General features: G+C 65.8%; 12 protein-coding genes and 1 pseudogene. 12 read left to right on the top strand and 1 reads right to left on the bottom strand.

Annotated elements, in window-relative coordinates; all coding sequences use genetic code 11:
* A pseudogene (locus VNQ78_RS20180) lies at positions 1-113 on the top strand (IS5/IS1182 family transposase); the annotation flags it as partial.
* A 193-nt stretch (positions 114-306) separates the two neighbouring features.
* Here VNQ78_RS20180 and VNQ78_RS20175 read toward each other — a convergent pair.
* Positions 307-1,227, bottom strand: a complete 921-nt coding sequence (locus tag VNQ78_RS20175) for a LysR substrate-binding domain-containing protein (protein WP_325693433.1) — start codon at positions 1,225-1,227, stop codon at positions 307-309.
* A 98-nt stretch (positions 1,228-1,325) separates the two neighbouring features.
* On the opposite strand from VNQ78_RS20175, the gene VNQ78_RS20170 reads away from it, so the two are divergent.
* The 11 genes from VNQ78_RS20170 to VNQ78_RS20120 all read left to right on the top strand — a co-directional run bounded on the left by VNQ78_RS20170 (position 1,326) and on the right by VNQ78_RS20120 (position 12,769).
* Positions 1,326-2,489, top strand: coding sequence for an acyl-CoA dehydrogenase (locus VNQ78_RS20170; protein WP_325693428.1), 1,164 nt, complete (start codon positions 1,326-1,328; stop codon positions 2,487-2,489).
* Positions 2,486-4,597 carry an acetate--CoA ligase family protein gene (locus VNQ78_RS20165; RefSeq protein WP_325693425.1) on the top strand — a complete coding sequence of 704 codons (2,112 nt, stop codon included), beginning with the start codon at positions 2,486-2,488 and terminating at the stop codon, positions 4,595-4,597. The genes VNQ78_RS20170 and VNQ78_RS20165 overlap by 4 nt, the downstream gene beginning before the upstream one ends.
* 60 nt (positions 4,598-4,657) lie before the next feature.
* A complete protein-coding gene (locus VNQ78_RS20160) occupies positions 4,658-5,128 on the top strand; it encodes a tripartite tricarboxylate transporter TctB family protein (RefSeq protein ID WP_325693422.1) in 471 nt (156 codons plus the stop codon).
* Between the two features lie 5 nt (positions 5,129-5,133).
* On the top strand, positions 5,134-6,630 hold the full coding sequence (locus tag VNQ78_RS20155; protein WP_325693419.1) for a tripartite tricarboxylate transporter permease: 1,497 nt from the start codon (positions 5,134-5,136) through the stop codon (positions 6,628-6,630).
* Between the two features lie 40 nt (positions 6,631-6,670).
* On the top strand, positions 6,671-7,477 hold the full coding sequence (locus VNQ78_RS20150) for an alpha/beta hydrolase (protein ID WP_325693416.1): 807 nt from the start codon (positions 6,671-6,673) through the stop codon (positions 7,475-7,477).
* Between the two features lie 122 nt (positions 7,478-7,599).
* Positions 7,600-7,986 (top strand): Zn-ribbon domain-containing OB-fold protein, encoded by a 387-nt coding sequence (locus VNQ78_RS20145; RefSeq protein WP_325693414.1) that lies wholly within the window; start codon positions 7,600-7,602, stop codon positions 7,984-7,986.
* Positions 7,983-9,140 (top strand): acetyl-CoA acetyltransferase, encoded by a 1,158-nt coding sequence (locus tag VNQ78_RS20140; RefSeq protein WP_325693411.1) that lies wholly within the window; start codon positions 7,983-7,985, stop codon positions 9,138-9,140. The genes VNQ78_RS20145 and VNQ78_RS20140 overlap by 4 nt, the downstream gene beginning before the upstream one ends.
* A gap of 19 nt (positions 9,141-9,159) precedes the next feature.
* Positions 9,160-10,083 carry an SDR family oxidoreductase gene (locus VNQ78_RS20135; RefSeq protein WP_325693407.1) on the top strand — a complete coding sequence of 308 codons (924 nt, stop codon included), beginning with the start codon at positions 9,160-9,162 and terminating at the stop codon, positions 10,081-10,083.
* Between the two features lie 12 nt (positions 10,084-10,095).
* Entirely contained in the window at positions 10,096-10,995 is a 900-nt protein-coding gene (locus tag VNQ78_RS20130; protein ID WP_325693403.1) for a MaoC/PaaZ C-terminal domain-containing protein, read from the top strand.
* Entirely contained in the window at positions 10,992-11,996 is a 1,005-nt protein-coding gene (locus tag VNQ78_RS20125; protein WP_325693397.1) for a nitronate monooxygenase family protein, read from the top strand. The genes VNQ78_RS20130 and VNQ78_RS20125 overlap by 4 nt, the downstream gene beginning before the upstream one ends.
* Complete coding sequence (locus VNQ78_RS20120) at positions 11,996-12,769, top strand: enoyl-CoA hydratase/isomerase family protein (protein ID WP_325693392.1); 774 nt, start codon at positions 11,996-11,998, stop codon at positions 12,767-12,769. Before VNQ78_RS20125 ends, VNQ78_RS20120 begins: the two co-directional genes overlap by 1 nt.

The raw sequence follows: 12,769 nt of genomic DNA, 5'->3' as shown, positions 1-12,769 counted from the left end.
AGATCATGTTCGGCCGCCTGAAGGATTGGCGGCGCGTCGCGACCCGATACGACCGGTGCCCGGAAACCTTCTTCTCTGCGATCTTGCTAGCCGCAACCGTCTTGTTCTGGCTCCGAAACTCAATGAGTCTGGACCCTAGGCAACCCGCTGATTTTATATCAGAGGCGAAATTGCAACTGGGGTTCGCCACTCTATGGATTCCTGAAAGTAAGTGTAAGAAAGGCGGGACAAGTCCCGTAAGGGTTTTGCTGCCTTCGGGATGGCCGTTAATCCGATCCACCGGATTGCTGGGATCCACAGCCAGGGCTAATCCTGCGCCCGCTTGAAGAACTCTCGCGGCTGGTCGCTGATCGTCAGCAGCCAGTCGATGAAATGCCGGGTAGGTGTCGCGACCGATTTCAGCGTCGGCCAGACCAGATAGAAGGAATTTCCGGTCTTCACCGGATGCTGGAAGGGCCGGATCAGACGGCCGCTTTCCAACTCGTCCTGCAGGATGTCGATCTGTCCGATCGCCAGCCCCAGCCCGTCGCGCGCGGCGCCATAGGCAAGCAGCGAACTTTCGAAGATCATACCCGGCCCGCCCGGCAATGCGTGGCCCGAAGCCTCGGCCCAGAGATCCCATTCCCGGCGCCGGTATTTGGCATGAAGCAGGGTCGCCTGCTCCAGATCGCGGGGGGGAAGGAAGCCGTCGAAGCGCTCGGCATAGGCGGGGCTGCACACGACGTCGATCCGCTCGTCGAAAAGGCGGCGGCTGCGTGCGTCGCCCCAATCGCCCTGACCAAGCTGGAACGCCAGATCCAGATGGGTGCCGCGAAAGTCGAGGGGTTGGACGGCGGTGTCCAGACGCACCGAATGACCCGGATAGGCGTCGTAGAAGCGCGACAGCCGTGGTGAAAGCCAGTAATGGACCAGCGTGGGATAGATCCGCAGATGCACCACCATGTCCCGTTCGTTCTGCAGGATGCGATGCGTCGCCATGTCGAGGTCGTGGAATAGGCCGATGATCTCGCGGCTGAAGGACTTGCCCACCTCGGTCAGTTTCACCGAGCGGGCGCGCCTCTCGAACAGCTTCACGCCCAGATAACCCTCGAGAATGGCGATCTGCCGACTGATCGCGACCTGGCTGATGCCCATATGGTTCGCCGCGGCGGTGAAGGTGTGATACTGCGCCGCGACCGCAAAGGCGCGCAGCGGGTTGAGGGGGAGGTTGCGATACTCCTCTGCCATAACCTTTGGTTTCCCATGCTAGACCAGAAGCATCGTTATCGCGGCCATCGACTTGCGTCAAAATGTGATTGATCAGTGCGGAGGGGCTGAGCGATCACATGGACTTCAAGCTAAACCAAGAACAGCAGCTTTATTTCGACTCGGTCCGGAAATTTGCCCGGGCGGAACTGGCCGAGGGCGCGGCGCGCCGGGCGGTTGCCAAGGAATACCCCTGGGACGTGGCGCGCAAGTTTGCCGATATGGGCCTTTTGGGCATCACCTTCCCCGAGGCCGATGGCGGGGCGGGGGGATCGCTTGTCGATGCGGTGCTGGCCATCCGGGCCGTGGCCGAGGTCTGCCCAAAATCGGGCGACGTGATCCAAGCTTGCACCTTCGGCCCGATCCGCACCTTTGTCGAATATGCCACGCCCGCGCAGAAGCAGCGCTTCTTGCCTGATCTGCTTTCGGGCAAGTCTCTGATTTCGCTTGGCATGTCGGAGCCCGACGCCGGTTCCGCCGTGACCGAGCTTGCCTCGTCGCTGCGCGCTGATGGCGATGGCTGGCGGCTGAACGGGGCCAAGATCTTTGGCACGAACAGCGTCGAGGCCGGGGTCTACCTCATCTATGCCCGCTTCGGTCCCGGAACCTCGGGCATCGGCTCGGTCCTGGTGGAACGCGGCATGGAAGGCGTGACCATCGGCACCCCGTCGGAGTTCATGAACGGCGAATCCTGGTCGGCGCTGTTTTTCGACAACGTCTATATCCCCAAGGAAAATGTTCTGCTGGGAGAGGGCGGCTTCAAAAAGCAGATCTCCGGTTTCAACGTCGAGCGGCTGGGAAATTCGGCACGGGCCGTCGCGGTCGGGCGGCATGCCTTCAATCTGGCGCGCGAACATGCGCTGGTGCGCAAGCAGTTCGGTCGTCCACTGGCCGAGTTCCAGGGCCTGCAATGGAAATTCGCCGATATGGAGATGAAACTGACCTCGGCCGAACTTCTGTTGATGCGGGCAGCGGTGAATGCGGCCGACAACCTGGACGGCCTGCCCTCGGCGCAGGAAACCGCACTGGCGAAGCTCGCCTGCAACGAGGCGGGTTTCTTTGCCGCGAACGAGGCCGTGCAGATCATGGGCGGGCTGGGCTTCTCGGAAGAAAGCACTGCGCAATACTGCCTGCGGCGAACCCGTGGGTGGATGATCGCCGGCGGCTCGCTCGAGATCTTGCGTAACCGGATCGCCGAAGGCATTTTCGAGCGCCGTTTCGATCAACGCGGGGCGATCAGGTGAAGGACCATGGTGATGCAATGTTGCTGAAGGCGCTGATCGCGCCTGACAGCGTGGCCCTGATCGGGGTTTCGGGATCAGTTGGAAAGCTGACCGCGCGACCTCTGGATTTCCTGCAGGCGAATGGCTGGCGCGGCAGGATCTATCCGGTCAATCCGACCCGTGACGAGATCGGCGGGCTTAAGGCGTGGAAGCGCGTCTCGGACATTCCGGACGGGGTCGATCACGCCTATATCCTGCTGAACGCCGACCCCGCCATCGAGGCGATGGAGGATTGCGCGCGGGCCGGCGTCAAGGTGGTCTCGGTCCTTGCCGACGGTTTCGCTGAGGCGGGCGAGGAGGGGCGCGCTCGGCAGGAGCGGTTGGTCCGCATCGCCGACGAGGCAGGGATCCTGCTGATCGGCCCCAACTCGACCGGCGTTGTCGCCACCGCGCAAGATTTCATCTGCACCACCAACGCCGCTTTCCGCGCGGACACCATCCGCAAGGGGCGGCTGGCGGTGCTGTCGCAAAGCGGCAGCGTCATCGGCACCATGCTGTCGCGCGGCGAGGCGCAGGGGATCGGGTTCTCGGCCCTCGTCTCGACCGGGAACGAGGCGGGCGCGGGCGTCGGGCGGTTGGGCCGGTTTCTGTTGGACGATCCGGGAACCGACGGCTTCATCCTGTTTCTGGAAACCATCCGCGACCGGGAGGAGCTGGCGGAATTTGCCCGCGGCGCGCGCGAGCGGGGCAAGCCCGTCGTGGCCTATGTGATCGGGCGCAGCGAGGAGGCGCGGGCGCTTTCGGTGTCCCATACCGGGGCTTTGACCGGTTCGGCGCGTGCTGTTTCGGCCTTCCTCCGGTCGGTCGGCATCCGCGAGGTCGAGGCGTTCGAGGCGTTGATTCCAGTGGCATCGACCTTGGCGCAGGTGGCGCCAGTTGAGGGACGTCCGCGCGCCGTCACCGTGGTCTCGACCACGGGCGGGGGCGGGGCGATGGTCGTCGATCAGCTTGCCCTTCGCGGCGTCGAGATCGCGGGGCTGTCCGACGCCTCGCGTCAGGCGCTGGCGGCGAAGGGCATCCCCCTCGGGCATGGAAAGCTGGTCGACGTGACGCTGGCCGGCACCCGTTACGAGGCGATGAAGGAGGTGGTCAGCACCCTGACCGCTGATCCCGAAACCGGGCTTCTGCTGGTGGTGATCGGGTCTTCGGCGCAGTTCAATCCCGAACTGGCGGTCGCCCCCATCGTCGATGCCCGGGCCGAGGGCGCGCCCGGCGCCGCGCCCGTGCTGGCCTTTCCCTTGCCCCATGCGCCCGAAGGGTTGGACATGCTCGCCGCGGGTGGAGTGCCGGCCTTTCGCAGCGTCGGCACCTGCGCCGAGGCGGTGGCACTGCTGCTTGATCCGCCGCCGGCCCCGGTTGAGACCGCGCCGCTATCCACCGAAAGTGCGGCGCTGATTGCCGCATTACCCACGGGCACGCAGGACGAGGTCGCCTCGGCCCAAATAATGCGCTCGCTGGGGGTCGCGGGGCCACGGCAGGGCGTGCTGACCCCCGATGCGGAAGTGCCGCAGGACCTTGGCCTTGGCTGGCCGGTGGTGGCCAAGCTGATCTCGCCCGATCTGCCGCACAAGACCGAGGCGGGCGCAATCCGTATCGGCGTTGCCGACCGCGCCGCGCTGGTGCGGGCGATCGCCGAGATGAAGGCCTCGGCCAGCCTGCATCGGCCGGGATTCCGCCTGACAGGCATCCTTCTTCAGGAGATGTGCGTCGGTCTGGGCGAGGCGCTGGTCGGCGTGACTCGTGACCCGGCGGCGGGGCCGATCGTGACGCTGGCCATGGGCGGCGTGATGACCGAGATCTATCGCGACAGCGCGATCCGCCCGGCACCTGTCGATCTTGCGACAGCGCATGCCATGATCGCCGAGGTCAAGGGCTTCGCCCTGCTTTCGGGCTATCGCAACCGCCCGAAAGGCGACCTTGAGGCGCTGGCCCATACGGTCGTCGCAGTCTCGCGGCTGGCCCTGTCGCCTCGGGTCGCCGAGGCCGAGATCAACCCGCTTCAGGTCCGCCCCGAGGGCGAAGGGGTGGTGATGCTCGATGCGCTCTTGAATATGGCCGGCCCCGCCTAGGGGCCGCGCCGGATCCGGCAGGGATGGACCGGACCGAGTTTCGACTGGAAGGGGGAGGATATGACAATCAAGGATTTCCGCGATGTGATCGGCGGCGGACTGCTGATCCTTGCGGGTGCCGCTGCGGCTGTCGCGGCGACGGGCTACGGGATCGGCAGTCCCGGCAGCATCGAGCCCGGCTTCTTTCCGCTGCTTCTTTGCGGAGTTCTGGTTCTGGTCGGCGCGGGGATCGTCTGGTCGGGCATCGACACGACCGGCAACGCGCCGCGGGCTGAAGCCGTCAGGCTGAACCCCTGGCACCTGTGGTGCCTTTGCGTGGTTGCAAGCGGTTTCATTCTGTTCGGCCTGCTGCTGCCTGTGGCGGGATTGTTCCTGACTTGCTTCGTCTCGATCAGCGTAGTCGGCGCCACGTCGCGCCTGCTGAAGCCGCTTGGCGCGCTGGTCACAGCGTTTGTGCTTGCCGTCGTTGCGGTGGTGCTTTTCCGCTACCTGCTGGACCTGCAGGTTCCGGCCTGGCCCTGGGGGGGCTGACCATCATGTGGGACAATATCCTTCTGGGTTTCAGCCATGCCGGGACCATCGTGAACCTCGGCTATGCGCTGGTGGGTGCGCTTCTCGGGACGCTGATCGGTGTCCTGCCGGGCCTTGGACCGCTCGCGACCATCGCGATCCTGCTGCCCTTCACCTATGGGCTTGAGCCGCTTTCGGCGCTGATCATGCTGGCGGGGATCTATTACGGTTCGGCCTATGGCGGGTCGACCACGGCCATCCTGATGAGCCTGCCGGGAGAGACGGCCTCGACTGTCACGGTTCTCGACGGCTATCAGATGGCGCGGCGGGGACGCGCAGGCGTCGCCATTGCAACCGCGGCGATTGGATCTTTTGTGGCAGGCACATTCGGCACGCTGCTGATTGCCGCCTTCGCGACGCCGCTGACCACGGTTGCCATCGGCTTCGGTCCCAAGGACTATTTCGCCTTGATGACGCTGGGTCTGGTCGGGGCGGTGTCCCTCGCGGCGGGGTCGATGCTGAAATCGGTGGCGATGGTCGTTGTCGGCCTGCTGCTGGGACTGGCCGGAACGGATTCCAACACCGGCCTGCAACGATTCACCTTCGGCCTGCCGCAACTCTGGGACGGGATCGACTTCATCGTCCTCGCTGTCGGGCTGTTCGCCTTTGGCGAGATCTACTCGACCCTCGCCGAGCGTTCGAACCCTGATGCTCGGACCAGCCCGATCAACCGGCTCTGGCCAGCGCGCGAGGATTTCCGGCGCATGGTGGCCCCCATCCTGCGCGGCACGGGGATCGGCTCGATCCTGGGGGTACTGCCCGGGGCCGGGATCTCGATGTCATCGTTCATCTCCTACAGCGTGGAAAAGCGCGTTTCGCGCAATCCCGAGGAGTTTGGCCATGGCGCCATCGAAGGCGTCGCCGGTCCCGAATCCGCCAATAACGCCGCGGCGCAGACGGCTTTCATCCCTACGCTGACCCTGGGCATTCCGGGCAGCCCGGTGATGGCGCTGATCCTTGGCGCGCTGATGATCCACAACATCCAGCCCGGTCCGAACGTGATCTCGTCGCGGCCCGAACTGTTCTGGGGGCTCATCGCCAGCATGTGGATCGGCAACCTGATGCTCGTCCTCTTGAACCTGCCGCTAGTCGGCATTTGGGTAAAGCTGCTGAGCGTGCCCTATCGCCTGCTGTTCCCCGGCATCGTGATGTTCAGTTGCATCGGCGTCTATGCCTCGGGACTGGCTTCGTTCGACCTGTATCTGACAGCAGTGTTCGGGGCGTTCGGGGTGCTTCTGAAGGTGCTGCGGTTCGAGCCTGCGCCCCTTGTGCTGGGCTTCGTTCTGGGTCCGATGCTGGAGGAGAACTTCTCCCGTGCGCTGGTCCTGTCGGACGGGTCGCTGATGACCTTCATCGACAGCCCCCTGCCGCTGGCGATGCTCTGCGCGGCGGTGCTGCTGGTCGTCCTGATGATGATGCCCAAGCAGCGCGCGAATCGGGACGAGATGTTTGCCGACGAATGAGGCGCCGCGCATCTCCGCAATCTTGGGAAAGGAATCCCGAATGATGCATGCCACCCTGCGCCGTAGTGATGCGGGGCGTCCCTGGTTGCTGCTGGTCCACGGCATGCTGACAAGCGCCCGCCATTGGGAGCCGAACCTGCCGGAGCTGGAGCGGCATTTCAATCTGGCCCGCGTCGACCTGCCGGGACACGGGCGCAGTCCGGCCCCGGCCGACGTCGCGACCATCACCGCCGACAGCCTGATTGCCGGGTTCGAGACGCTGCGTGGCGAGCTGGGCGTGTCGCGCTGGTTCCTCTGCGGGCAGAGCTTTGGCGCGGGCCTGACGTTGAACTATGCGCGTCGGCATCCCGACCGGGTCATTGCACAGGCCTTCACCAATGCCCGTGTGGTGCTGCGCGACAACGACCACCCCGAGGAAGTCGCGGCCCGGCAGGCGCGGCTGGCCTCCTTCCGGCAGGAAGGCCCGGACGCCATGCGGAGAGAGCGGTTTCATCCCCGTTTCGCCCACCGCTTTCCGCCCGCCCTGCGCGAGGCGCTTGCTGCAGACGCCGACCGGATCGACATTGGCAGCTATGCCCAGATCCTTGGCGAGGTCATGCCGTCGCTGTCGCTGCGGAACGTGCGGGACGGGGCACCCATCGTGCCGACTCTCCTGATCAATGGTCGGCACGAGCGCATCTTTCAACCCGTCCGGCACGAACTCGCCCTGCGCTGGCCCAGCCTTGCGGTTGCCGATCTGGATGGCGGGCATTCCGTCAATATCGAGAACCCCGTTGGTTTCACCCGCGCGTTGATCGACTTCTTCGCCGCATATGACGCGAGCCTGAGCAAGGCGGTGATTGCATAACCAAACATCAGGCATGGGTGAGATAAGCCAAGTTGAGCTTCGCTCTCGCCCCCGGTTAACCTGCTTTCGGAGGAGAGGGGCGGCATGGGCGAAAAGACCGGCAGCCGGTCCCGGAGGAGACAATGAACATCATCGAGACTTCGCCGCTGCAACAGTGGCAGGACCATCTGCGCGCGGGCCGTCTGGCCTATCAGTTCAGCCCCGATGCCGGGCGGGCGGTGTTCTATCCGCGTCTGGTCTGTCCGCATGGCGGCCGCGCGCCGCTGGAATGGCGGATCAGCGCGGGCAGGGGTAGCGTCCATTCAATCTCGCGGGTGCATCCGGTCAAGGGCGAGCCCTATCCTGTAGCGCTGATCGACCTCGACGAAGGGTTTCGCATGATGTCGACGGTCGAGGGCGCACGCGGCGAGCCTGACGAGATTGGACGCCGCGTCCGCCTGAGCCTACGCCCCTCCGCGGCCGATGGCGCCCCGCCGCTTCCGGCCTTTGAATGGGAGGAGCAGGAATGACCCGACAGCCTCAACGCGGCGGCAGCGCGATCGTGGGCGTGGCGGAAAGCGATCTGGGCGTGGTGGCGTCGGGCACGACGCCACTCGACCTGATGGGGCAGGCCGTGACGGCGGCGCTTGCCGATTGCGGCATCGGCCTTGACGAGGTGGACGGAGTCTTTGCGGCGGCAAGCCAGCTTCGGATGCCGACGATCTCGCTGTGCGAATATCTGGGCCTGCGGCCGCGCTATTTCGACTCGAGCTATCTTGGCGGTGCCTCGTTCCAGAGCCTTGCCGCCCATGCCGCGCTGGCGCTTGAGGCGGGTCTCTGCAATGTCGCGGTGATCGCCTATGGCTCGACCCAGCGCAGCGCGCGGGGCAGCTTCACCCCGCAGCGCGACATGAACGAATATGACGGGCTGTTCAGCCCCCGCCTGCCTGTCACCGGCTATGCGCTGGCGGCGGCGCGCCACATGCATCTTCACGGCACCACCCGCAGCGATCTGGCCGACATCGCGCTGGCCGCGAGGGGATGGGCGCAGCTCAACCCCCGCGCCTTCGACCGCCGCCCGCTGACGCGCGAGGACGTGCTGGGCGCGCCGATGGTCTCGGCTCCGTTGGGCGCGAAGGATTGCTGCCTGATGACCGATGGCGGTGCGGCCGTGGTCATGGTGCGCGCCGATCGCGCGGCGGCGCTGAAAAAGGCCCCAGTCTATATCCTCGGGACCGGCGAGGCGCAGGAGCATCATTCGATCAGCCAGATGCCCGACCTGACCGTTACCGGCGCCGCCCGGTCAGGGGCGCAGGCCTATGCCATGTCCGGGCTGACGGCGGCCGAGATCGACGTGGCCCAGCTTTACGACGCCTTCACCATCACCACGCTGCTTTTCCTTGAAGATCTTGGCTTCTGTCCCAAGGGCGAGGGCGGCCGCTTCGTTCAGGACGGCGCCATCGCTCCCGGCGGGCGGCTGGCGGTGAACACCTCGGGCGGCGGCCTTTCTTACTGCCATCCCGGCATGTTCGGCCTCTTCACCATGATCGAGGCGACCCGGCAATTGCGCGGCGAATGCGGCGAAAGGCAGGTGACGGGGGCCGAGACGGCCATCGCGCACGGCAATGGCGGGGTTCTGGCGGGACAAGCCACGCTGGTCCTTGGCAATTCTGCGACACTCTGACTTACGGATTGGACGAACTATGAGCGTTAAGCTGCTGCAAGACAAAATCATCCTCGTGACCGGCGCGGGTCGGGGTGTCGGGCGCGAGATCGCGCTCTGCGCCGCCCGCAACGGGGCGAAGGTCATCGTGAACGATCTGGGCGCATCGCTGACGGGCGAAGGGACGGACAGCTCTCCGGCGCAGGAGGTGGTGGACCTGATCCGCGCCGAGGGCGGCGAGGCCGTGGTGAACGGCGACAGCGTCGCCACCGCCGAGGGCGCAAAGGGCATGGTGGATGCGGCCCTGTCGAATTTCGGCCGGATCGACGGCGCGGTCCACAGCGCCGGCATCCTGCGCGACGTGATCTTCCACCGCATGACGCCCGAGGATTTCGAGGCGGTGCTGCGTGTCCACCTGTTCGGTGCCTTCAACATCAGCAACGCCTGCGCCCCGCATTTCAAGGCGCAGGAAAGCGGGGCCTTTGTCCACATGACCTCGACCTCGGGTCTGATCGGATCGTTCGGGCAGGCCAATTATGCGACGGCCAAGATGGGGATCGTCGGGCTGTCTCGCGCGATTTCCTTTGACATGGCGCGGTTCAACGTCCGCTCGAACTGCATCGCCCCCCATGCCTTTAGCCGCATGATCGAGGCGATCCCCGGTAAGTCGCCTGAAGATCAGGCGCGCGAGATGGAAAAGCGCCGCACCAAAACCCGCGCCGACCAGATCGCGCCGCTGGCGGCCTTCCTCTCCTCGGATGCCGCCTCGGGGATCACCGGCCAGATATTCGGCGCGCGCGGGAACGAGATCTATCTCTACAGCCAGCCGCGCCCCGTCCGCACCATGCATCGCGAGGACGGCTGGACGGTCGAGGCGCTGGCCGAGCGGCTGCCCAACGCCTGGGCCTCGGGTTTCACCCCGGCCGAGCGGACCAAGGACGTGATCGCCTGGGACCCCATCTGAGGAGCGCGCGGAATGCCCCTGAACGTCGATGCGCTCGAAGCCTGGGATTTTCCCCGCCTCGAGCAGAGCTATACGGAAAAGGACACGCTCCTTTACGCGGTCTCGCTGGGGTTCGGGCAGGACCCGGTCGATCCTGCGGAACTGTCCCTTGTCTATGAGGACGGGCTGAAGGCGGTCCCGACCATGCCGGCGATCCTCTGCCATCCGGGCCAGTGGAACACCGACCCCGTGTTTGGCGTGACCCGCAGCAAGGTCGTGCATGGCGAGCAGCGGGTGTTCCTGCACCAGCCGTTGCAGCCCGAGGGGCGGCTTTATGCCCGCGCCCGTGTCGCGGCGGTCGAGGACAAGGGCGAGAGGGGCGCGCTGATCCATGTCGCCCGCACCATGTTCGATGCCGAAAGCGGTGCCCCGGTGGCCTCGGTCCTGCACTCGTCCTTCTGCCGCACGGATGGTGGCTTCGGCCGCAGCTTTGGCCTTCTTCCGCAGGCGACCCCTTGCCCCGACCGCGCGCCCGATGCCCAGATCGACGTGGTGACCCGGCCGGAGCAGGCGTTGATCTATCGTCTCAACAGGGACCGCAATCCGCTGCATGCCGACCCGGCCTATGCGGCGCGGGCGGGCTTCGACCGGCCAATCCTGCACGGGCTCTGCACCTATGGGCTGGCGGTTCGGGCGCTTCTGTCCACGGTGGCCAAAGGCGAGGTCGAGGCGATCCGCTCGGTCGAATGCCGCTTTTCGCGACCGGTCTTTCCGGGCGAGACGGTGCGCTTCCAGATCTGGGAGGAGGGCGATCGTGCCTTTTTCCGCGCAAGGGTCGAGGCGCGTGGTGTCACCGTGCTGGATGCGGGTCGTGCCCTGCTGGGCGACGGCCATTCCGCCCCGGATTATGCACTTCTGGAGGAAACAGCATGACCCTGCCTGCCATCCTCAAGGGCCGCATGCGGCTGCCGGTCATCGCCTCGCCCATGTTTCTGGTCTCGGGACACGAACTGGTCGTGGCGCAATGCAAGGCGGGGATCGTCGGTTCGTTCCCCTCGCTGAACGCGCGGCCGGAAAGCGAACTCAAGATCTGGCTGGACCTGATCCGCGAGAAACTGGCGGCCCATGACGCGCGCCATCCCGATGCGCCCTCGGCCCCCTATGCCGTCAACCTGATCTCGAACAAGTCGAACAGCCGCTTCGATCACGATGCGCAGGTCTGCGTCGACAGCAAGGTGCCGCTGCTGCTGACCTCGCTGTCGCCGCCGGGCGATCTGGTGCGCGCGGTCCACGGCTATGGCGGGCTGGTCTTTCACGACGTTACCACGATCCGCCATGCCGAAAAGGCGTTGGAGCAAGGGGTAGATGGCCTGATCCTCGTCTGCAATGGCGCGGGTGGACATGCGGGCACCGCCAACCCCTTCGCTTTCTATTCCGAGGTGCGCAAGATCTTTGGGGGCACCATCGTTCTTGCCGGCGCGATCGGCACCGGGGCCGCGCTGAACGCGGCGCTGAGCCTTGGGGCCGACATGGTCTATATGGGCAGCCGCTTCATCGCCGCCGCCGAAAGCCGCGCGCCCGAGGATTACCGCGCCATGGTGGTCGAAGCGGCGCTGAAGGACGTGGTTTATACTCCTTATTTCAGCGGCCTGCCCGCGAACTACCTGCGCCAGAGCATCGTCGCCGCTGGGCTGGACCCGCAGGAGGTGGCTGAGGCCAGCCGCGACAAGGACCGCTACAAGGCAGGCGGCCGGTCCGAGGCGAAGGCCTGGCGCGACATCCGGGGCGCGGGTCAGGGCATCGGCCTGATCGACCGTGTGCAACCGGTGGCCGAGATCGCCGACCAGCTTGAACAGGAATGGCGCGCCGCTGAGGCCGCCGAGATGGCCGCCCGCGCCGAGCGCGCGTCCTGGCTGCGCATGGGAGGGCTCTGATGGGCATTCGTCTGGACAAGGTCGACGGCATCGGCCGCATCACGCTGGATACGCCCTGCCGCAAGAATGCCCTCTCGCCCGAGGAACGCTTCGAGATGGCCGAAATGCTACGCGCCCTGCGCTTTGACCCGGAGGTGCGGGTCATCCTTTTGCGGGGCGAGGGGGACGATTTCTGCGCGGGCGCCGATGTCTCGCGCATGGGCAAGGACGCGCAAGGCAGCGCGCGGACGCGGATGCAGCGCGGCGTCGCCGGCGTCGCGCGCGAGATGGCGGCGCTGGAGAAACCGGTCGTCTCGGCCGTGCGCGGCGTCGCCGTGGGCTTCGGCTGGTCGCTTGCGCTGGCCTCGGACGTGGTGATCGCCTCCGATACGGCGCGCTTCTCCATGATCTTCTCGAAGCGCGGCCTCGCGCCAGATGGCGGGGCGGTGCATTTCCTGATCCGCCATATAGGTCAGTTGCGCGCCAAGGAGCTGGCCTTCTCGGCCCGGATCCTCGGCGCCGACGAAGCCTTCGGCATGGGTCTGGTCAGCCGGGTGGTTCCGGACGCAAGCCTGGAGGACGAAGCCGCGGCCTATTGCCGCCACCTGCTTACCCTGCCGACGCTGGCCCTTGGCATGACCCGGCATCTGTTCGAGGTCGCGACCTCTGCCGATCTGGACACCTATCTGGATGTCGAAGCCTTCACCCAGTCCTTCCTGAACCAGAGCGAGGACTACAAGGAAGCCGTCAGCGCATTTCTGGAAAAACGGCCGGGTGTCTATCATGGACGATAG

Source organism: Paracoccus sp. (in: a-proteobacteria) (assembly GCF_035556475.1).
Taxonomy (GTDB): Bacteria; Pseudomonadota; Alphaproteobacteria; order Rhodobacterales; family Rhodobacteraceae; genus Paracoccus.
Note: the sequence above shows the minus strand (reverse complement) of the source record. Positions and strands in the feature narration are given on the sequence as shown.

Coding starts and splice junctions, on each gene's coding strand:
- VNQ78_RS20140 (WP_325693411.1), top strand. CDS start 7,983: ATGACCCGACAGCCTCAACGCGGCGGCAGCGCGATCGTGGGCGTGGCG.
- VNQ78_RS20135 (WP_325693407.1), top strand. CDS start 9,160: ATGAGCGTTAAGCTGCTGCAAGACAAAATCATCCTCGTGACCGGCGCG.
- VNQ78_RS20160 (WP_325693422.1), top strand. CDS start 4,658: ATGACAATCAAGGATTTCCGCGATGTGATCGGCGGCGGACTGCTGATC.
- VNQ78_RS20170 (WP_325693428.1), top strand. CDS start 1,326: ATGGACTTCAAGCTAAACCAAGAACAGCAGCTTTATTTCGACTCGGTC.
- VNQ78_RS20150 (WP_325693416.1), top strand. CDS start 6,671: ATGATGCATGCCACCCTGCGCCGTAGTGATGCGGGGCGTCCCTGGTTG.
- VNQ78_RS20145 (WP_325693414.1), top strand. CDS start 7,600: ATGAACATCATCGAGACTTCGCCGCTGCAACAGTGGCAGGACCATCTG.
- VNQ78_RS20130 (WP_325693403.1), top strand. CDS start 10,096: ATGCCCCTGAACGTCGATGCGCTCGAAGCCTGGGATTTTCCCCGCCTC.
- VNQ78_RS20120 (WP_325693392.1), top strand. CDS start 11,996: ATGGGCATTCGTCTGGACAAGGTCGACGGCATCGGCCGCATCACGCTG.
- VNQ78_RS20175 (WP_325693433.1), bottom strand. CDS start 1,227: ATGGCAGAGGAGTATCGCAACCTCCCCCTCAACCCGCTGCGCGCCTTT.
- VNQ78_RS20155 (WP_325693419.1), top strand. CDS start 5,134: ATGTGGGACAATATCCTTCTGGGTTTCAGCCATGCCGGGACCATCGTG.
- VNQ78_RS20125 (WP_325693397.1), top strand. CDS start 10,992: ATGACCCTGCCTGCCATCCTCAAGGGCCGCATGCGGCTGCCGGTCATC.